This is a genomic window from Cupriavidus sp. PB-02 (assembly GCF_058252315.1).
Map to the genome: position 1 here is coordinate 22,177 of NZ_CM177695.1, position 17,789 is coordinate 39,965.

Consider the following 17,789-nt stretch of genomic DNA (forward strand, 5'->3'; position numbering starts at 1 on the left):
AGGCCCTATGGCACGGCCCCATGACGCGGCCACACGACCCTGCCCGCGCTGCCGACGCTACGCCGCAAACATGCGGGGCTGTGCACGCACGCCAACAGGGACGCGAGTTGCAGGGCGCCGTGATGGGGCTGCCGGTGGTCGCCACCGACATCAATGGCTGCAATGAGGTCATCGAACCGGAGCCAGCACTCTGGTTTGCATGGTGGCTCGAGTGAACTGCGATCGCGTTCGGTTCATGGGAGGGGCTGCGCGCCCCGCCGCATGCACACGCTTGCCACGCACGCCGCGCCGGCACTAGGCGGGCAGGCGCAGCGGATTGACCTGGTAGGTGCCGCGCGAGGAAATCATCTGCCGCTCCGGTGCGTTGGCGCGCACGCCGCAATGCGAATCGACCACGCACTCGCGGCCAATGTGGATGCGCGGATAGATGGTGGCGCGCGTGCCGAGGAAGCACCCCTCGCCGACCGAAGCATCGCCGTTGAGCGCCGCGAACGGAGAAAGAATCGAGTACGCCCCCACGCGTGCGCCATGGCCGACGCTGCAGTGCACGCCGGCAAGCGTGCCGTCTTCCATCATCGCGTTGCGGTTGATGATGCCGAGCGGGCACACCAGCACGCCCGTGCCCAGCCGCGCGTGGCGCGACACGATGGCCGCGCCGTGCACATACGCGGGCAGCGCCACGCCGTTGCCCGCCAGCCGCATGCTCACCGCTCGCCGCGCGCGCACCATGCCGATCGCCACCACCACCACCTGCCCGGGCGCCGCGCGAAAGTCCGCCACGCTCGACAGGTGCGGCAGCGGCACGCCGTCGGGCACCTTGCCGGGGGCGTCGTCGATAAAGCCGGCCACCGCGGGGCCGCCGGCCAGGGACTCCTCGTACAGGTAGTCGAAGATCTCCAGCGCAAAGCCGCCGGCGCCGGCGATGACGACGGAAGAAACGGGTTCGGGATGCAGCAACGGCATGATGGGTTGGCGCCTGAGGCGCTTGGAGACGACTTCAGTACACGCTGACCTCGCGCAGGAATGCACGGGTCAGATCCAGGCCGTCCCACACCGGCGCAAACGCCAGTGCCTTGCCGAACGGCACGATGCGGTCGATGCCGCCAGGCAGGCTGGCCGCGATAAAGCGGCGCAGCTCGGCGGCATCGAAGCCGGCGTAGGCGACGGTCTGCACGCTGCGGTCCAGCAGCGCGGGCAGGTCCGTCAGCGCCGGCATCGACGATTCGAAGAAGAGCCCCGCGCCGCAATGGCGCGCGGCATGCAGCGCCGGTTCGTCCAGCCATACGCGCACCAGGTCATTGCTGCCTTCGTTGCGCGCTTCGGCACGGGTCTCGATCGCGAGCGCGTCGGCCGCCACCAGCTTGTTGACGTAATCGGCTTCGCCCAGCGCCGGCGCCCTGGCCGCGACGATGTCGCCGAGCCGCTGCCAGAAGTCGCGGCTGGCTTCGCGCGCCTCGCCGCGCTCGCCGATCCACAGCACCAGCCGCGGCGAAGAGCACGCCATCTGGCCGAACCAGTAGGCGTCATTGTGGAAGGCGTGCGCCAATTCGTCCTGGCGCGCCGGCGTCGCGGCCAGCCAGCCCGCGGCCGACACCAGCGCCAGCGAATACTTGTTCGGGAAGCAGATCTCCGTGGCCGTGGGCGGCAGCGCAATGCGGCGCAACGCCGCCACGGTATCGTCGCCGCCCCAGATCACGCGCACGTCGCACACCGCCGACAGCCGCGCGGTCACGGCCTCATCGGCGGCATAGCGCACCAGCAGCGTGCGCTGGGCGATGGCGTGGTGGGCGGGCTCGGCCAGCAGGCATCGCACCGCGTCGACCAAGAGCGCCGCCTGCGGCGATTCGCGCGTGGACACGCGCACGATATTGCGGTTGCCGCTGAGCAGCGCCAGCATCCATGAATAGACGAAGATGGTGTCGACATTGGCGGGCGCGATATGCAGCACGGTGCCGCGCGGCACCATCACCGGCGCATCGGTGCGCGCCTGCCACTGCTGGCGCACGTCGTCGCGCAGCCGCGTAAGGTTGGCCCGGCGCAGCCAGAAGGCCAGCGCGGTCAGCTCAGGATACGCGCGCGCCTGCGGCGCATGCAGCAGCGCCTCGGACAGGGCCGCGGCGAACGCCAGCGCCGCGTCGCTGTACGGCGGCAGCACCGGCACGCCGGCCAGCGCCTCGGGCGCGACCGCCGCGGGGATGCCGGGGACGTCAGGATTGAGGAAGACCAGGGTGCTCATGCGCGGGCTCCCCCGGTGACGGCGCCATGGCTGGCGCCCATGGACGGCAATCCGGCCGCATAGGTGTCGCTGCAGCCGCGCAGCTCGGCGCGCGGGATGCGGCCGTGCACGCGGAAGGTGCGCCCCAGCCGCCCGCACGGGCAGTCGTCGATGCCGAGGCAGGTGCCGGTATCCTCGGTCAGCAGGCTGTTGCCGGGATAGCTGCCCGGCAGTGCCGACAGCACCTGGATCACACCGGGCCGGCCCGGCGGCTGCACCGACCAGTCACGCGCATTGCGGATCAGCACGTCGGCAAAGGCGGGCGTATGCAGCCGGCCATGCTCGCACTCCATGAAGATCGAGCCGACCTGCTCGACCATGCCGTAGAAGTCGTGCACCGCGCCGATATTGCAGCGCTCGCGCAGGCGCCGGCGGAAGGTGGCGCCGTCCACCGCCTCGTCCTGCAGCTTCTTCCAGCCGCCGCCGTGGATCAGCACCGCCTCGCCGAAGTCCAGGTCGGCGCCTTGCCGGTCCAGCTCGGCCAGGAAGTGCCGCCAGATCATGAAGGTGAAGCCAAACAGGAAGATGCGCTCGCCGCGGTGGCGTGCGAGGAAGTCCGCGATCACGCCGAGATCCGGCGCCATGTCGGCCTCGCGCAGCGCATAGGTGTGGTCGCGGCCAAAGCTGGAAAAGCCCAGGATGCCGGCGCCGCGCGCCGAGAACGAGGCGCGGCTGCGGATCACCGCGGGGTGGTCGAGCACCAGCATCGGCAGGCGCGCCTTGCCCAGGAACTGCTGCACGATCAGCACCAGCGCGCGCGTCTGCGCGGTGGCGGTGGCGCGGTCCAGCACGATACGCGACACGCGCTGCGAGGTGGTGCCCGACGAAGTCAGCACCTTGAACACATCGGCTTCGCCGACCGAGCGCAGTTCATATTCCTTGAACAGCCGCACCGGCAGGAACGGCAGTTCCTCCAGCGCGAAGCGCTCGCCGCCGTGGTAGCCGCGCCCCTCCAGCACGCGCCGGTAGGGCGGGCAATGCTCGGCATGGTGCCAGGTCAGCGCGCTCAGCAGCATGCCCAGATGCGCTGACTTCTCGGCGTGCGGCACGCCGTAGACCGGCCAGTCGAAGTACGGGCGCTCGGTTGCCATGCTGTGGATCTCCTGTGGGCGCAGCGTCGGGCTCGTTGGATTGGGGTCAGCCTGCGGCTGGTGCGTGGACCACGTCGCTCAGTAGGTCGGCATAGCGCACCTTGCCCGCGCCGGACATCGGGAAGGCCTGCACGCCCACCACCCGGATGGCCGAGCGGTGCAGCCGGTAGCGCTTGCTGATGGTGTTGGCCAGTTCGTCCAGCGCGGCCGCGTTGGCACCGCGCACCGCCACCACCAGCAGGTCGTCGCGCCCGGTGACGGCCACGTCATGGCGCTCGTTGCGCAGCTGCGCCTCCACCTCGTCCATGCCGATGCGGTTGCCGAATACCTTGATAAAGCGCTTGAGCCGCCCGGTCACGTGGAAGTAGCCATCGCTGTCGCGCCGCGCCAGGTCGCCGGTGCGCAGGTAGCCCTGCTGCAGGTCCGGCGCGCACAGGTCGGCGGCTTCGGTAGCGTAGCCCAGCATCACGTTGGGGCCGGTGTAGCACAGCTCGCCGCTCTCGCCGGGCGTGCTGGCGAGGCTGCCGTCCTCGCGGCGCAGCTCCAGCCGGCCGCCGGGGATGGCGATGCCGATCGCGCCGATCTTCTCCAGCAGCCGGTGGGGCGGCACGTAGGCGATGCGCGCGGTGGCCTCGGTCTGTCCGTACATCACGAAGAAGCGCTGGCCGCGCGCAGCCGCCAGTTCGCCGAACCAGCGCTGCAGCGCGTCGGGCAGGCGCCCGCCGGCTTGCGTCATCGTGCGCAGCGACGGCAGCGCCATGCGCTCGAAGCGCAGCTGGCGCAGGATCGCGTATTGCGCCGGCACCCCGGCCAGGCTGGTGGCCGACTGCTCGCGCAGGCGGTCCCAGAATGCGCGCGCGGTCAGGGGCGCGCCGGTCATTACCAGCGTCGCGCCCACCAGCAGGTGGCTGTTGATCACCGACAGGCCGTAGGAATAGTGCATCGGCAACGAGGTGATGGCGCGCTCGCTGTCGTCCAGCGCCAGGAAGCCGGCAATCGCGCTGGCGTTGGCCTGCAGGTTGTGCGCGCTCAGCCGCACCAGCTTGGGCGCGCCGGTGCTGCCCGAGGTCGACAGCAGCAGCGCCAGGTCCGGATGCACCGGCGGCGACGAGGGCGCGCGCGCCTGCCAGCCGTCGTCGGTGTGGACATGCGCCACGCCGTAGTGCGCGTAGAGCGCTTCACGCAGGTCGACGTCGAGTCCGGCATCCACCAGCAGCGCCGGGATGTCCGCACGCAGTGCGCCCAGGTAGGCGGCCAGCGACGGCAGGCTGTTGGCGCATTCGATCGCAACCAGCGTGCGGCGCCGCGCCGGCGCGCCGGCGACGGTGTAGGTGACATCGGCCTCGCGCGCCAGTGCCGCATAGCTGACCCGGGTGCCGTCTTGCAGCACCAGCGCGGTCTGGCTGCCGAATGCCTGCAGGCGATGAGCGAAGGTCAAACCAGCATCCCCCCATCCACGCCGATGGTCTGGCCGGTGACGTAGGCCGACAGGTCCGAGGCGAGAAACGCCGCGACCCGCGCCACGTCCAGCGGCTGCCCCACGCGGCCCATCTTGACCGAGGCCACGGCCCGCGCAAAGCACTCGGGCCCGACCGAACGCGCCATGTCGGTGTCTATCACTCCGGGCGCGATCGCGTTGACGCGGATATTCTGCGGCGCCAGCTCTTTGGCCAGCGACTTGGTGATGCCGATCACCGCGGCCTTGCTGGCGGCGTAGACCGCCTCGCCGGCATTGCCGTTGGTGCCCATGATCGAGGCCAGGTTGACGATGCTGCCACCCTGGCCACGCGCCATCAGGCGGCTGGCGTACTGCGCGCAATGCAGCACGCCAAAGGTATTGGTGTCGAAGACATGGCGCATCTGGCGCTCGGTCACCATGCCGATCAGCGCGTCCTCCAGCACGCCGGCGTTGGCCACAAGCACATCCAGGCGCTTGACCTGCCGGAACACGGACTGGAACGCGTTGCGCACGCTCTCGGGCTGGCTGACGTCCAGCACCAGCGGCGTCACCTTCGCGCCCGGCATGGCGTCGAGCAGCTCCGCGCGGCGCTGCGCCACGCGCTCCTCGGAGCGGCCCGACAGGAATACGTGCGCGCCTTCGGCGGCGAACAGCCTCGCGGTGGCCAGGCCGATGCCGCGGGTGGCGCCGGTGACCAGTGCGATCTTGTCTTCGAGCAGCACGGTGCACCTCACAGGACGACGCGGTATTTCGCGAGAATTTCCTTGGCCTTGGCCACCGAGCTCATGTCGACGATGTCGTCGGTGTCCATCATGATCTCGAACAAGTTCTCGATCTCGGCCACCAGCGCCATGTGCGCCACCGAATCCCATTCGGGGATGGTGTTGTAGGTCAGGTCGTCGGTCACGCGGTCTTCCTGGATGCACAGTACGTCGGCAAAAACCCGGTGCAGTTTGGCAGTGTTGGTCATGGTGTCGGCTTCAGGTAGAGAACGCACGGGACGGTTGCCGGGCGCCACGCAAAGGCGGGACTGACTCGCGCCGCCCCGCCTCTGGTGTGCACCGCGTCATCGTAGGCCGGTGCGGCGTTGTGCTCTGTACGGTTTCGCACGCCTGTTTGAAGTGCACGGCGCGCGCCCGTGCGGCAGGCCGTAGGTCCTCATGGCGAATTGCCGGGCGCCGCGGCGCTGGCCGGCTCCAGCTGGGTGTCGGTTTCGGGCGGGAACAGCGGCGCGCCAGCAATCTTGCGGATGGCGGCCTGCAGCGGCTGGCGCGCGCCTTCGGGCGGCACGCTCTCGGGCTGCGCAGCGGGCTGCTGGCTTGCCGGTTGCGCCCGTGCGGGCGCGGCGGGGCGGTTGTCCAGCGACGTGTAGGGCGCGTACTCCGGCACGACCGCCTGCACCAGCGTCTGGATGCTGACCTCGTCGCGCGTCTCGCACGCGGCAAACAGGCGCGCCAGGCGCTGTTCCAGCTCGGTCTGCTCCAGGAAGGGCTCGTGCGAACACATGATGCGTTCATGCTCGCTGGGGGTGACGTCGCCCCCGATCAGCAGCTCCTCGTACAGCTTCTCGCCGGGGCGCAGCCCCACCACCTTGATCTCGATATCGCCCGCGGGATTCTTGCGGGTGCGCTCCACCAGCCCCGACATCTCGATCATGGAGCGCGCCAGGTCGACGATGCGTACCGGCTTGCCCATGTCGAGCACGAACACCTCGCCGCCGCGCGCCATCGCGCCGGCCTGGATCACCAGCTGCGCCGCCTCGGGGATCAGCATGAAGAAGCGGATCACGTCCGGATGCGTGATGGTGATCGGGCCGCCCGCGCGGATCTGCCGGCGGAACAACGGCACCACCGATCCCGACGAGCCCAGCACGTTGCCGAAGCGCACCATGGCAAAGGTGGTGCGCGTGCCGGACCGCGCCGCGGCGGCCTGGAACACCAGCTCGGCGATGCGCTTGCTGGCGCCCATCACGTTGGTGGGCCGCACCGCCTTGTCGGTGGAGATCAGCACGCAGGTGCGCACGCCGAAGTGGTCCGCCATGTTGGCGATATTGACCGTGCCCAGCACGTTGTTGCGGATGCCCTCGGACATATTGCCTTCCACCAGCGGCACATGCTTGTAGGCGGCCGCGTGATAGATGGTGTCGACCTGCTGCCCGCGCATGGCTGCGGCCACGGCCTCCGCATCGCACACCGAGCCGATGCGCGCCTGCAGGTCCAGCCCGGGGAAACCGCGGCGCAGTTCCTGTTCCACGACGTAGAGCGCAAACTCGGAGTGATCGAACAGGATCAGGCGGGCCGGGTCGCACGTTGCGATCTGACGGCACAGCTCGCTGCCGATCGAGCCGCCGGCGCCGGTCACCAGCACCACCTTGCGGTGCGTGCATTTGGCGAACAGCTCCTCGCGCGGCGGCACGATATCGCGCCCGAGCAGGTCTTCGATCTTGATGTCGCGGATCGACTGCATGGTGATCTTGCGGTCCACCAGTTCCAGCAGCGTCGGCAGCGTGCGCACGCTGACCGCGTAGCGGTGCAGCTTGTCGACGATGATGCGCCGGCGCTCGACCGACAACGTGGGCATCGCCAGCACCACCTCGTTGATGCCATGCTGGTAGATCTGCTCGCGCATCTGGTCGCTGTGGTAGACCGGCAGGTCGGCAAAGATCTTCTTGTCGAGCGTGATGTCGTCATCGAAGAAGCACACCGCCTTGTGATTCAGGCTGGCCCGCATGGCGATGGCCAGCTGGAAGCCCGCATCGCCCGCGCCGAAGATCGCCACGCGCAGCGCCGGGCGGCTGTCCGCGGGCAGCCGCCGCTGTTGCGTGCGGTTGAGCAGCGCGCGCGCCACGAAGCGCGACACCACCACGTAGGCGAAGGCGATAAACCAGTAGATCAGCACGCCCGTGCGCGGCAACCGGTCCAGGTTGACCAGGAACGACAGCCCGTAGGTCAGCCCGATCAGGCAGGCCAGGCTGGTGCCTGTGATCCACAGTACCTTCAGGTCGAAGTAGCGCACCACGGTGCGGTACAGCCCGCTGAAGGAGAACACCGGGATCGTGCAGATCGCGATCACCGCCGCGGGCGTCACGCCGTAGTGCGTGACCAGGTCGAAGTTGCCGGAGCGCAGAAACAGCGCCAGCGTGAAGCACAGCGGCAGCGCCACCAGGTCGGCCAGCACCATCAGCGCCACCTTGCGCCGGCGCGGCAGCGACACCAGCCATTGCGACAGCGGGAACAGCGGGGTGCTCATGGCCGTGGCCCTCCTGCGTGCCTGCGCGACGGCGGTGCGACGGACGCCGCCAGCGACCCCGTTCCAGCGTACAGCGTTGCCCGAACCATGCCTGCCAGCGGCGCGCGCGGATGGCCGCGGCGCATGCCTTGCCGCGCCAGGTGCAGGCGCCGTGGGAGGCCTGCGCCACGGTGACGGCGCGATGTTCCGAGATAGTGTTCCATGCCAGCCATTATTGTTTTCTGCCTGGCGCGCGCAATTGGCCAGCGTGCGCTGCCGTACGCAAACGGAAGCCCTCGCCCGGCAACTGCGCGCACCTTCCTGCTGGTGGTCTAGGCCACATGGCTGCCTTCACTTGCCTGATGAACTTTGATTAGATGAAGGCGTTTCCAGCCAGGCGCAGCGCGCCATGCCGGCCCGTTCGCGGCCCCCGGCAAGTCCCTGCCGCCACATAACCATCACATCATGAAGCGCATCCTCGATATTGTCCTCGCGTCGCTGGCGCTGCTGTTGCTCGCCGTGCCGCTGCTGGTCCTCGCCGTGATGGTCCGCATCAAGCTGGGCGGTCCCGTCATCTTTCGCCAGACACGCCCAGGCCTGCACGGCAAGCCGTTCGAGCTGCTCAAGTTCCGCACCATGACCGACGCGCGCGGCCCGGATGGCGAGCTGCTCTCCGACCATGAACGCATCACCCCCTTCGGCTGGCTCCTGCGCCGCACCAGCCTCGATGAACTGCCCGAGCTGTGGTGCGTGCTCAAGGGCGACATGAGCCTGGTGGGACCGCGTCCGCTGATGATGGAATACCTGCCGCTGTATTCGCCCGAGCAGGCGCGCCGCCATGACGTGCCCAGCGGCATCACCGGCTGGGCCCAGGTCAACGGCCGCAACTCGCTCAGCTGGGAAGACAAGTTCGCGCTCGACGTCTGGTATGTCGACCATCAGTCGGTATGGCTCGACCTGCGCATCCTGTGGCTGACCGTACGCACGGTGCTGCAGCGCGATGGCATCAGCGCCGCCGGCGAAGTGTCAGCCACCGTTTTCACCGGCAGCCGCAACTGAGCCTGCCCCGCCCTCGCGTTGCATTCATCCCAAGGTAACGATCACGCCCATGCTAGACACCCCGTTCTCGCCCTGGCCGAGCTTCACCGCCGAAGAGGCCGATGCCGTGCACCGGCTGCTGCTGTCCAACCGCGTGAACTACTGGACCGGTTCGCAATGCCGCGAATTCGAGCAGGAGTTCGCCGCCTGGTGCGGCGTGCCGCATGCGGTGGCGCTGGCCAACGGCACGCTCGCGCTGGACGTCGCGCTCAAGGCGCTGGGCATCGGACCCGGCGATGAGGTGGTGGTCACGCCACGCACCTTTGTCGCCAGCATTTCGTGCGTGGCCAATGCCGGCGCGGTGCCGGTGTTCGCCGATGTCGACCCGGACAGCGGCAACCTGAGCGCCGCCACCATCGAGCGCGTGCTGAGCCCGCGCACGCGCGCGGTGATCTGCGTGCACCTGGGCGGCCTGCCGTGCGAGATGGACCCGATCATGGCGCTGGCGCGGCGTCACGGGTTCAAGGTGATCGAGGACTGCGCGCAGGCGCACGGCGCGCGCTACCGCGGCCGCACGGTGGGCTCGATCGGCGATATCGGGTGCTGGTCGTTCTGCCAGGACAAGATCATGACCACCGGCGGCGAGGGCGGCATGGTCACCACCGCCGACCGCGAGCTGTGGCTGCGCATGTGGTCATACAAGGACCACGGCAAGAGCTGGGAGGCGGTCTATGAGCGCGAGCATCCGCCCGGCTTTCGCTGGCTGCACGACAGCTTCGGCACCAACTGGCGCATGCTGGAGATGCAGGCCGTGATCGGCCGCATCCAGCTGGCGCGCCTGCCGGCATGGAGCCGGCAGCGGGCACAGCATGCCGCCGCGCTGGCCGAGGCGCTGTCCGCATGCGAGGCGCTGCGCGTGCCGCTGGCGCCGGCGCATGCCGAGCATGCCTGGTACAAGTTCTACGCCTTCGTGCGCCCCGAGCGGCTGGCCGAAGGCTGGAGCCGCGACCGCATCATGGCCGAGATCAACGCCGCCGGCGTGCCCTGCTATGCGGGCGGCTGCGCCGAGTGCTACCTCGAGAAGGCGTTCGACGGCACCGGCTGGCGCCCGACGGTGCGCCTCCCGGCCGCGCGGCAGCTGGGCGAGACCAGCCTGATGTTTCTGGTACACCCTACGCTGACTGAAGCGGAGATCGGCAAGACGGCGCAGGTCGTGTGCGACGTGATGCGCCGCGCGACCCTGCAGCACGCGACCGAAGTCGAGCTGGATGAAGCGGCCGCACTGCAACGATGACGCAGTGGCCGCCATTCATCCTGCTCGGAGAGAGCACGTGGCTGGTGCCGGTAGGGTTGGCGATCGCGCTGGCGCTGGCGGCGGCTGGCGCATGGCGGCGCGCGCTGGTGTGGCTGGCGTCGTTCGGCTGCGGCGCGGCGCTGGTGGGTAGCGCCAAGCTGGCCTTTGACTTTGGCGGCTGGTACCTGCCGGCGCTGGACCTGTACGACGTCAGCGGCCACGCCATGCTGACCACGGCGGTGTACCCGGTGCTGCTGATGCTGCTGGGTTCGGCGCTGAGCCCGCGCGTGGCACGCATCGGCTGGTTCGCGGGACTGGCGCTGGCGCTGGCGATGGCGCTGAAACTGGTGTCCGGCCACTACCACACGCTGTCCGAGACCTTGCTGGGCGGCGCGGTGGGGTTGGCGGTGGCGTGGCTGAACGCTGGTATCCGTATCCGCGGGCCGGCGCCGCAGGTCGTGCTGGTGGCGGTGCTTGGCATCGGCGCCTTCGTCTTTGTCAATGCGCACGGGCTGCTGTACCCGGTCAAGGCCGCGATGTGGGAGCACGCGGCACGCTGGCAGGATGGCACGGTGCGGCATTACCGGCAGATCGATGCCGATCCGGTGACGGGCCAGACCCGCGTCACCGTGCGCAAGCGGTCGTGCCTGTCGACGCGGGGGCGGCAGGCGTCGCGGCACGCCACCTGAACAAGCCGCGGCGGCTTCCCGGCGGGGAGGACGAGAGAGGTAGACAGATATGGACTGTGCCCCGGAATTCGGCTCATTTTTCGCGCTGGACTCGGCCGTACCCACGGGCGGGCCGCCCTGGGTGCCGCCCGACGCCGCGCTCTACGGCTGCGGCCGCGACGCGCTGCGCGCGGTCGTGGCGCACGGCAAGGCCCGCGGCTGGCGGCGCCTGTACCTGCCGACGTACTACTGCCATGACGTGACCGACGTCAGCGCGCAGGATATCGACGTGCGCATGTACCCGCATGCGCCGTTCGAGCCCGGTACCGCGCTGCGGCTGGGCGAGGACGAGGCCGCGGTGGTGGTCGAGTACTTCGGCATGCCGTGCACGGTGCAGGTCAGCGGCGGCGCGGTGGTGCTGGACCGCACCCATGACTGGCTGGCGCCATGGACCTACGCGCGCACGCCCGACTATGTGTTTGCCTCGCTGCGCAAGACGCTGCCGCTGCCCGACGGCGGTATTGCGTGCGCGGCCGGTGGGCAGCGCCTGCCGCAACCCGGCCCGACCGACACCCACGTGGCGCTGGCCGCGCGTCTGGCCGCGGCCATGGCGATGAAAGAAGCGTGGCTGCGCGGCGCGCCGCTGGAGAAGGCGCGCTACCTGGCGCTGGCGCGCGACGTGGAGGCCGCGCTCGGCCGCGCGGGCGAGGTCTCCGGGCCGTGCGCACTCACGCGGGCGCTGGCGCCGGCGATCGACCTGCACCATCTGCGGCGCCGCCGGCTGGAGAACGGCGCCATCTTCAGCGCACGCCTCGCCGCACTGTGCGGACCCGACCGCCCCGTGACGCTGTTGCGCACACCGGCCTACCCCATGCTGCGCTTCGCCACGCGCGCCGCGCGCGAGGCCTGCCGCGCCGCGCTGATCGCCGCGCGCATCTATCCGGCGGTGCTGTGGCCGGTGGAGCGCGACGGCGTGCCGGCCGCGCACCGCGCGTTGTCCGGCGAGCTGCTGGCGCTCCATGTCGACTACCGCTATGGCGTGCAGGCCATCGCGTGCGTGGCGCAGACGGTCGCCGGCCTGTGCATGCAGGACGCCCCGGCATGAAGGTCCGGCTGCTGGCGACATCCGATCCGGCCTGGCCAGCAGTGCTGCGCCGCTGCGCGCACGACTGCTACCACACGCCCGGCTGGCTGCGCGCGGCCGAGTATGGCGACCGCGGCACGGCCTGGGGCCTGTACGCGTCCGAGGGCGATGCGGAGTTGCTGGTGCCGCTGGTGCGGCGCGAACTCGACGGCGGCAGCTGGGACGCGGTCTCGCCCTACGGCTACGGCGGCCCGATCCTCAGCGCAAGTGCGACCCAGGACTTTGCCGATGCGGCGCTGCGCCAGGCGGTGGGAATGCTGCGTAGGGCCGGCTGCGTGTCGTGGTTTATCCGGCTGCACCCGCTGCTGAATGCCGGCTGGCGCAGCGCCGTGGGCGAGGTAGTGGAGCAGGGGCTGACGGTATCGGTCGACCTGACCCGTAGCGAGGCCGAGCACTGGCGTGACACCGCGCACGGCCACCGCAGCGACATCAACAAGGCACAGCGCGCGGGGGTCACGGTGCGCATTGACGAGTCGTTCGTCGCGCTGGGCCGCTTTGTCGCGCTGTACACCCAGTCGATGCACCGGCTCGAGGCGCCGGCGTACTACCACTTCGACGAGCGCTATTACCAGACCCTGTGCCGTGAAATGGGTCCGTGCCTGCGGCTGTTCGTGGCCGAGGAGGCGGGCGCGGTGATCGGCGCGGCGCTGCTGACGGTGGCGCCGTCGGTCGGCATCCTGCAAGGGCACCTGTACGGCGCGGACGAACGCTGCCTGCACCGGCAGCCGCTGAAGCTGCTGATCGATGCGCAGCGCGCCTGGGGGCGGGAGCAGGGCTACCGGGTGCTGAACCTTGGTGGCGGGCGCGGCGGACAGGTGCAGGACTCGCTGTTCCGCTTCAAGCGGGGGTTCTCCCCGGATACCCACGTGTTCCGCACGCAGCGGTTGATCGTGGATCCGCGACGATATGCGGCGTTGTGCAGGGGTGGGAAGGGGCGGGAGCTGGAGGATCTGAGAGGGTATTTCCCGGCGTACCGGCGGTAGGGGGTAGCTGTCAGGCGTGGCTGCCATGGGCCTGCGGCAGCGCGCCCTCCTCAGCCGACGCCCGTCAAAGCACGCCCTGCCACCGGCGAGCCACGCAGAAACGGGTACGCTCCCGGGCCGCGGCACGGCTGCGGCAGCTCAGGCCATCGACCCGGGCAAGCGGCTGCCGTGTTCGCCTCCACCCTCATACCGCCCATCCCGTGCGCGCAGCATCTCCCACAGCTGGCGCGCGGTCGCCCAGGCCGGCACCGTCCCGTGCCAGCCCGCGCCGCGCACATTGCGCGCCAGCACATGCGGCAACGCCACCATCAGGTACAGCGCCGCCTTGACATGCCGGCGCTGGCTGCGCCCGTAGCGTCGATAGGTGACATAGAGCCGCGAGGCCTCGCACGCCGGCGCGGCCTCTTCCACCGCGGGCACCGCCGCATGCTGGTTGACCGCACTCGGCATCAGCTCGATCCGGTGCCCGAACTCGAACACCGCGCGGCTGGCCAGTTCGCAGATCTCATAGCCGGCCGCCAGCTGCTCGTCGAACGTGACCTGGTCGAACAACGCGCGCGGGAACACGGTGCTGTGCAGTACCACCGAGCACAGCCGCTCGCCGTAGCGGTAGTCCTGCGACGGATAGCCCAGGAACGCCGCCTTGCGCGGCTTGCCGCGCTGGCCCTGGCAGACGTCAGTGCCGGTCAGGATCAGCGGCGCGGCGCAGCCCGAGGTGGCGCGGTGCACGTAGTCGTCGGCAATGCGGTCGGTCATCTGCTGCAGGAAGGTCGCCCCCAGCAGTGTGCGGTCGTCCAGGAACAGCACGTGCGAGCCGGTGGCCCCGCGCAGGGCGCGGTTGCGGCTGGCCGCGCCGCCGCGGCGCGGGCCTTCCAGGTAGAGCACGTCAGGGATGTCGGGGATATCGGGAAAGCCGTGGCGCACCATCTCGCGCGTCTGATAGTTGCTGCTGTCGTCGACCACGATGAGCTGGTGCGGCGGCATGGTCGATGCGGCGACCGAGCGCAGCGTGCGGTGTAACCCTTGCGGATGGTCGCGCGTGCAGATGCACACCGAGAACGTGGGCAGGAACGTACTGGCCGGCATGGTTGACCCCCTTCCGGATTGGTTTCACCGGTCGTGCCGAGCCGGCCGCGTCTGTTGCGCGGTACGGCACGGCACGGTGATGCAATGGCAGGTGCCGGTCGTGGCCGGCCCTGTCCGTTACAGGCCCTGGCTCGCGGCCTGGAAGGCGGTCTCGCCGGTGCGCGGCGCCACCACCGGGCGCGCACTGCTGTCGCGCGTGGAGCGTTCGTCGCCGCTCACCCACTCCAGCGTCGCGCCGCGCTGCAGGGCGGCGTAGACGGCCTCGCCCTTGTTGCGCACCTTCAGGCGCTGGTACAGCGTGCAGGCGTGGCTCTTGACCGTGGCCACCGAGATATTGAGCATGCGGCTGACCGTCTTGATCGGGTAGCCGCGCGCCAGCAGCACCAGCACCTCATACTGGCGCGGCGTGATCTTCAGCATCTCGGCTTCGTCGTAGCTGGGCTCTTCCTCGACCAGCGGCGCGGCGTTGGCAGCGGATGCTGGCGCTGCGGCCGGCGCCGACAGCGGCTGGCCCGGGCGCAGGCCGGTCAGGTCGCGCACGGCCACCGCGGCGCGGGCCGCGCCGCGCGGCGTGCCGGCGCAGGCCACCAGCGAGAGCGGTTCGGACTGCAGGGCAGTGGGGAGCGATGCGCTGAGCGGCAGCGGCGCGGCCGACGCCAGCGACTGCACCGCCGGCATGGCCGAGCGCGAGGCCGAGGGCATGGCGCCGGTCTCGGCCGAGAACAGCAGTCCCTGCACGCCCGACACCGCCAGCCGGATGGCGGCCTCGATCACCGCCAGCGAGGCGGACTTGGGCAGGCAGCCGCAGACACCGCGCGCGCTGTCAGGGTTGGGCACGTGCAAGGGCAGCACGTCAGCCAGGATCAGGATGCGCTGCGGTGACAGCGCTGCACGGGCGCGTTCCAGCTGCTCCCAGCCGGGCGCCGTGTCGGCGGGCATGCCGAACACAAGCAGGTCTGCATTGTGGTGCCGGGCCTCCAGCCTGGCGATGTCCGCGGGCGCAATGGCCGCAACCTGGGCGGATTCCTGGATGTTCTCGAGCATCTGCAACAGCCCAAGCCGGAGCAATGGATGCTCCTCGATCAGCAACGCGTTCATGACTTCACTCCCCGTTTACTCGGGGGCGGACGCGGGGTGCTTTTTGCGTATGGGAGTGCACTACCGAACAGCAGCCACCGGTGGTGGCTGTCTGCGTGTGATGACCCCCATGCTTCCATGCTCCGGCAGTCCCGTTCTTCTGGATGGAACTTGTCGGCGGCTGGAAGGTTGACCCGAACCCGAACCCGAAAGATTCTCGCTCCCAAATCGGCTTAAATTCATCTTATGGGCTGGTGGAATGGAATGCAAGCGAGCGGATTTTGGACGAGACAGGGTTGAAATGACAGGATGGTCATAATCCTTTAAGAAATCACCCGAATGCGCCATGCAAAGTTCCGCAAACGACGCTCTGAGGCGGGGTTGCGGTGGTTTCATCGATGTGACACATCGATTTTGAACGGTTGCAGCATTGAAACAGATCGCATTATCAGAGCCCCCGGTTAGCGAGGTTTCTAACCCCATCGTGGGGTGTACGTAATATATCTGGCATGCGGGTGGCGCAATTATGAAACTCGGGCCTGATACAAGGTCTCGAAATGAATCTGCCTGATTTTGCGGCAGTTCGGGCGCATGGCCTAGTGCTTCTGGATGAGAGGCGTCTCCAACCACGGGATGAGCCTTGCGGCGCCGGCCGCACTGGCCGGCGCGGGGCTTGCCACCAACTGTCGGCGGGGCAGGGGCGGCAAGCCCTGACCTGCCCCTGTTGCGCTTCCTGCGCGCTTGCCGCGCAAGCCTCGCTGGGCCGCTTCAGCGGGCCCAGTAGCCCGGGCGCATGACCCAGCCGCGCTGGCCGCGCACCCAGCGCTCGGGCACATAGCGGTAGCCGGGGCGCTGCGCCTGCCAGTAGCCGCGGCGCCAGTCATAGCGACCGTCGCTGGCGACCCAGTGGCCGGGCACCCAGACCTGGCCGCGGCGCGCGGCCGGGTGCGGCTCGTAGCGCGGCGGCGGGGGTGGCGGGCCGTAGCCGTGCGCGACCATCACGGGTTGCGCGTCGGCGGGGGCGATCAGTCCGAAGGCGCCGCCCGTGGCGAGGACGGCTGCGGCAAGCAGAAGCTGGCGTTTCATTTGGGTTCTCCTTGGGGGGCGTGGTTCGGGTCTGCGCTCGGCAGGTTCAAGCCGTGGTGAATCAGTAGCGGTCGTAGTGGTGGTAGCGGGGCGGCGGGCCGCCGCGCGGCGGCACCACGATGCAGGCGGAAAGCAGCGCGGCCGTGGTGGACAGCAGCACGATCAGGGAGAGGGTGCGTTTCATTCGGGCTCCTGCGGGTTCGCGTTGGACACGGCTTCAATGTAGCGAGCGGACCCGGCACCGGGTGCTTGCACTTGTAAGGCTGTCTCACATGGACCCAGGGCGCCCGCGAGCGCGGGGCGGCCCGGGGCATCGGCCGGGAACCCTTGTGCCACAAGGCATTGCGGGTAAGGTGGCGGCGCCGGGGCGCGGCTGCGACGCGGCGGGCGGAAGGTAATGTGACGTTACATCGGAAATAGTTCTCGCAAGGCAGCGCCGCTTCCGCGGGCCGGCCCGCGCCGCGTTGCACCTGTAGCGGGCGCCTGCAAATAGCACGCAGAAACGGGTACGCTATAACGGTGCGGCTTGCATCGGCATGGCTCGCGCTGCGCTGGAAACGGTGCGGGTGCGGTGCGGGTGCGGTGCGTGTTCGGTGCGAGTGCGAGCGCTGGAACGCCCGCGTCAATGGCATGAAGCTTGCGCTGCCGGCTGTGCCAATCGGGAAGTTGCCACGTGTGCTTGAAGGAGGCGCCATGCCGGTCATGCTCATCGTGCTTGCCTTGCAGTTTTTGCAGGGCCTGTCGCCGCCCGCCGCGGCGTTGTTCGCGCTGCCGCAGGAGATGCCGCCCGCGGATGCCGCGGCCGTCGTCGAGACAGCGCTGACACGCTGATGTCGGGAGGTTCGCGCGGCCCGCCGCCGCGGCAATCCGAGTGGCTCAACCCAACCACCCCATTGTCACGGAGGCAGCATGAACCGCAGCGACGTCACCGACCTTATCATCGAAGCCAAGGTCACACGCGGCATTACCTGGGCCCAGGTGGCCGAACGCGTCGGCCGCAGCAAGGAATGGACGACGGCCGCGTGCCTGGGCCAGATGGCATTCGATGAAGCGGGGGCGCGCGCGGTGATGGAGGTGTTCGGGCTGCCGCCCGAGGCCGAGCCGTGGCTGCGCGAGGTCCCCTACAAGGGCTCGTTGCCGACGCAGGTGCCCGCGGACCCGCTGATCTACCGTTTCTATGAACTCATCAGTGTCTACGGCACCACCTTCAAGGCGCTGATCCACGAGGAGTTCGGCGACGGCATCATGAGCGCGATCGACTTCCGCATGGACCTGCAGCGCGAAGCCGATCCCAACGGCGACCGGGTGCGCATCGAGATGTCGGGCAAGTTCCTGCCCTACAAGACCTACTGAAGCCGGG

At 69.4% G+C, this 17,789-nt stretch carries 19 protein-coding genes; 8 read left to right on the forward strand and 11 right to left on the reverse strand.

Annotated features, from left to right (window positions below; translation table 11 throughout):
- Window positions 1-80 precede the first annotated feature (80 nt).
- Window positions 81-215, forward strand: a complete 135-nt coding sequence (locus AC10V3_RS20785) for a hypothetical protein (RefSeq protein ID WP_349605176.1) — start codon at window positions 81-83, stop codon at window positions 213-215.
- A gap of 79 nt (window positions 216-294) precedes the next feature.
- Here the strand turns inward: AC10V3_RS20785 and AC10V3_RS20790 are convergent, their stop codons facing one another.
- The 7 genes from AC10V3_RS20790 to AC10V3_RS20820 all read right to left on the reverse strand — a co-directional run bounded on the left by AC10V3_RS20790 (window position 295) and on the right by AC10V3_RS20820 (window position 8,074).
- Window positions 295-963 (reverse strand): acetyltransferase, encoded by a 669-nt coding sequence (locus AC10V3_RS20790; RefSeq protein ID WP_022537260.1) that lies wholly within the window; start codon window positions 961-963, stop codon window positions 295-297.
- A gap of 34 nt (window positions 964-997) precedes the next feature.
- Window positions 998-2,236 (reverse strand): acyl-CoA reductase, encoded by a 1,239-nt coding sequence (locus tag AC10V3_RS20795; RefSeq protein ID WP_022537261.1) that lies wholly within the window; start codon window positions 2,234-2,236, stop codon window positions 998-1,000.
- Complete coding sequence (locus AC10V3_RS20800) at window positions 2,233-3,366, reverse strand: LuxE/PaaK family acyltransferase (protein WP_022537262.1); 1,134 nt, start codon at window positions 3,364-3,366, stop codon at window positions 2,233-2,235. The genes AC10V3_RS20795 and AC10V3_RS20800 overlap by 4 nt, the downstream gene beginning before the upstream one ends.
- A gap of 46 nt (window positions 3,367-3,412) precedes the next feature.
- Window positions 3,413-4,804 carry an AMP-binding protein gene (locus AC10V3_RS20805; protein WP_022537263.1) on the reverse strand — a complete coding sequence of 464 codons (1,392 nt, stop codon included), beginning with the start codon at window positions 4,802-4,804 and terminating at the stop codon, window positions 3,413-3,415.
- Complete coding sequence (locus AC10V3_RS20810; protein WP_022537264.1) at window positions 4,801-5,547, reverse strand: SDR family NAD(P)-dependent oxidoreductase; 747 nt, start codon at window positions 5,545-5,547, stop codon at window positions 4,801-4,803. Before AC10V3_RS20810 ends, AC10V3_RS20805 begins: the two co-directional genes overlap by 4 nt.
- Before the next feature lie 8 nt (window positions 5,548-5,555).
- A complete protein-coding gene (locus AC10V3_RS20815; protein ID WP_022537265.1) occupies window positions 5,556-5,795 on the reverse strand; it encodes an acyl carrier protein in 240 nt (79 codons plus the stop codon).
- 188 nt (window positions 5,796-5,983) lie between these two features.
- Window positions 5,984-8,074, reverse strand: a complete 2,091-nt coding sequence (locus tag AC10V3_RS20820; protein WP_022537266.1) for a polysaccharide biosynthesis protein — start codon at window positions 8,072-8,074, stop codon at window positions 5,984-5,986.
- 444 nt (window positions 8,075-8,518) lie between these two features.
- Here AC10V3_RS20820 and AC10V3_RS20825 point away from each other — a divergent pair, with 444 nt between their 5' ends.
- From AC10V3_RS20825 to AC10V3_RS20845, 5 genes are read left to right on the forward strand one after another with little or no spacing between them, the layout of a single operon-like run.
- A complete protein-coding gene (locus AC10V3_RS20825) occupies window positions 8,519-9,112 on the forward strand; it encodes a sugar transferase (RefSeq protein ID WP_022537267.1) in 594 nt (197 codons plus the stop codon).
- Window positions 9,113-9,161: 49 nt separating this feature from the next.
- Window positions 9,162-10,385 (forward strand): DegT/DnrJ/EryC1/StrS family aminotransferase, encoded by a 1,224-nt coding sequence (locus AC10V3_RS20830; RefSeq protein WP_022537268.1) that lies wholly within the window; start codon window positions 9,162-9,164, stop codon window positions 10,383-10,385.
- Complete coding sequence (locus AC10V3_RS20835) at window positions 10,382-11,074, forward strand: phosphatase PAP2 family protein (RefSeq protein ID WP_022537269.1); 693 nt, start codon at window positions 10,382-10,384, stop codon at window positions 11,072-11,074. The genes AC10V3_RS20830 and AC10V3_RS20835 overlap by 4 nt, the downstream gene beginning before the upstream one ends.
- A gap of 49 nt (window positions 11,075-11,123) precedes the next feature.
- The gene (locus tag AC10V3_RS20840) at window positions 11,124-12,158 is read left to right on the forward strand and encodes a hypothetical protein (RefSeq protein ID WP_022537270.1); all 1,035 of its coding nucleotides are present in this window, start codon (window positions 11,124-11,126) and stop codon (window positions 12,156-12,158) included.
- Complete coding sequence (locus AC10V3_RS20845) at window positions 12,155-13,180, forward strand: GNAT family N-acetyltransferase (protein WP_490923985.1); 1,026 nt, start codon at window positions 12,155-12,157, stop codon at window positions 13,178-13,180. Before AC10V3_RS20840 ends, AC10V3_RS20845 begins: the two co-directional genes overlap by 4 nt.
- Window positions 13,181-13,318: 138 nt before the next feature.
- On the opposite strand, the gene AC10V3_RS20850 is transcribed toward AC10V3_RS20845, so the two are convergent.
- From AC10V3_RS20850 to AC10V3_RS20865, 4 genes are all read right to left on the reverse strand, one after another.
- Window positions 13,319-14,266, reverse strand: coding sequence for a glycosyltransferase family 2 protein (locus tag AC10V3_RS20850; RefSeq protein ID WP_022537272.1), 948 nt, complete (start codon window positions 14,264-14,266; stop codon window positions 13,319-13,321).
- Between the two features lie 117 nt (window positions 14,267-14,383).
- On the reverse strand, window positions 14,384-15,364 hold the full coding sequence (locus AC10V3_RS20855) for a response regulator transcription factor (protein ID WP_022537273.1): 981 nt from the start codon (window positions 15,362-15,364) through the stop codon (window positions 14,384-14,386).
- 747 nt (window positions 15,365-16,111) lie between these two features.
- Window positions 16,112-16,429, reverse strand: coding sequence for a YXWGXW repeat-containing protein (locus AC10V3_RS20860; protein ID WP_022537274.1), 318 nt, complete (start codon window positions 16,427-16,429; stop codon window positions 16,112-16,114).
- 61 nt (window positions 16,430-16,490) lie between these two features.
- Window positions 16,491-16,613, reverse strand: a complete 123-nt coding sequence (locus AC10V3_RS20865; protein ID WP_022537275.1) for a hypothetical protein — start codon at window positions 16,611-16,613, stop codon at window positions 16,491-16,493.
- A gap of 509 nt (window positions 16,614-17,122) precedes the next feature.
- On the opposite strand from AC10V3_RS20865, the gene AC10V3_RS20870 reads away from it, so the two are divergent.
- Window positions 17,123-17,260, forward strand: a complete 138-nt coding sequence (locus tag AC10V3_RS20870; RefSeq protein ID WP_349605179.1) for a hypothetical protein — start codon at window positions 17,123-17,125, stop codon at window positions 17,258-17,260.
- Between the two features lie 78 nt (window positions 17,261-17,338).
- Complete coding sequence (gene cynS / locus AC10V3_RS20875; RefSeq protein WP_022537277.1) at window positions 17,339-17,782, forward strand: cyanase; 444 nt, start codon at window positions 17,339-17,341, stop codon at window positions 17,780-17,782.
- The last annotated feature ends 7 nt before the right edge of the window (window positions 17,783-17,789 follow it).

Bases quoted from the DNA above. Each gene is read 5' to 3' on its own strand.
- AC10V3_RS20820 (WP_022537266.1), bottom strand. From the start codon at position 8,074: ATGAGCACCCCGCTGTTCCCGCTGTCGCAATGGCTGGTGTCGCTGCCG.
- AC10V3_RS20795 (WP_022537261.1), bottom strand. From the start codon at position 2,236: ATGAGCACCCTGGTCTTCCTCAATCCTGACGTCCCCGGCATCCCCGCG.
- AC10V3_RS20830 (WP_022537268.1), top strand. From the start codon at position 9,162: ATGCTAGACACCCCGTTCTCGCCCTGGCCGAGCTTCACCGCCGAAGAG.
- AC10V3_RS20850 (WP_022537272.1), bottom strand. From the start codon at position 14,266: ATGCCGGCCAGTACGTTCCTGCCCACGTTCTCGGTGTGCATCTGCACG.
- AC10V3_RS20845 (WP_490923985.1), top strand. From the start codon at position 12,155: ATGAAGGTCCGGCTGCTGGCGACATCCGATCCGGCCTGGCCAGCAGTG.
- AC10V3_RS20825 (WP_022537267.1), top strand. From the start codon at position 8,519: ATGAAGCGCATCCTCGATATTGTCCTCGCGTCGCTGGCGCTGCTGTTG.
- AC10V3_RS20835 (WP_022537269.1), top strand. From the start codon at position 10,382: ATGACGCAGTGGCCGCCATTCATCCTGCTCGGAGAGAGCACGTGGCTG.
- AC10V3_RS20790 (WP_022537260.1), bottom strand. From the start codon at position 963: ATGCCGTTGCTGCATCCCGAACCCGTTTCTTCCGTCGTCATCGCCGGC.
- AC10V3_RS20860 (WP_022537274.1), bottom strand. From the start codon at position 16,429: ATGAAACGCCAGCTTCTGCTTGCCGCAGCCGTCCTCGCCACGGGCGGC.
- AC10V3_RS20840 (WP_022537270.1), top strand. From the start codon at position 11,124: ATGGACTGTGCCCCGGAATTCGGCTCATTTTTCGCGCTGGACTCGGCC.
- AC10V3_RS20815 (WP_022537265.1), bottom strand. From the start codon at position 5,795: ATGACCAACACTGCCAAACTGCACCGGGTTTTTGCCGACGTACTGTGC.
- cynS (WP_022537277.1), top strand. From the start codon at position 17,339: ATGAACCGCAGCGACGTCACCGACCTTATCATCGAAGCCAAGGTCACA.
- AC10V3_RS20800 (WP_022537262.1), bottom strand. From the start codon at position 3,366: ATGGCAACCGAGCGCCCGTACTTCGACTGGCCGGTCTACGGCGTGCCG.
- AC10V3_RS20865 (WP_022537275.1), bottom strand. From the start codon at position 16,613: ATGAAACGCACCCTCTCCCTGATCGTGCTGCTGTCCACCACGGCCGCG.
- AC10V3_RS20870 (WP_349605179.1), top strand. From the start codon at position 17,123: ATGCCGGTCATGCTCATCGTGCTTGCCTTGCAGTTTTTGCAGGGCCTG.
- AC10V3_RS20855 (WP_022537273.1), bottom strand. From the start codon at position 15,364: ATGAACGCGTTGCTGATCGAGGAGCATCCATTGCTCCGGCTTGGGCTG.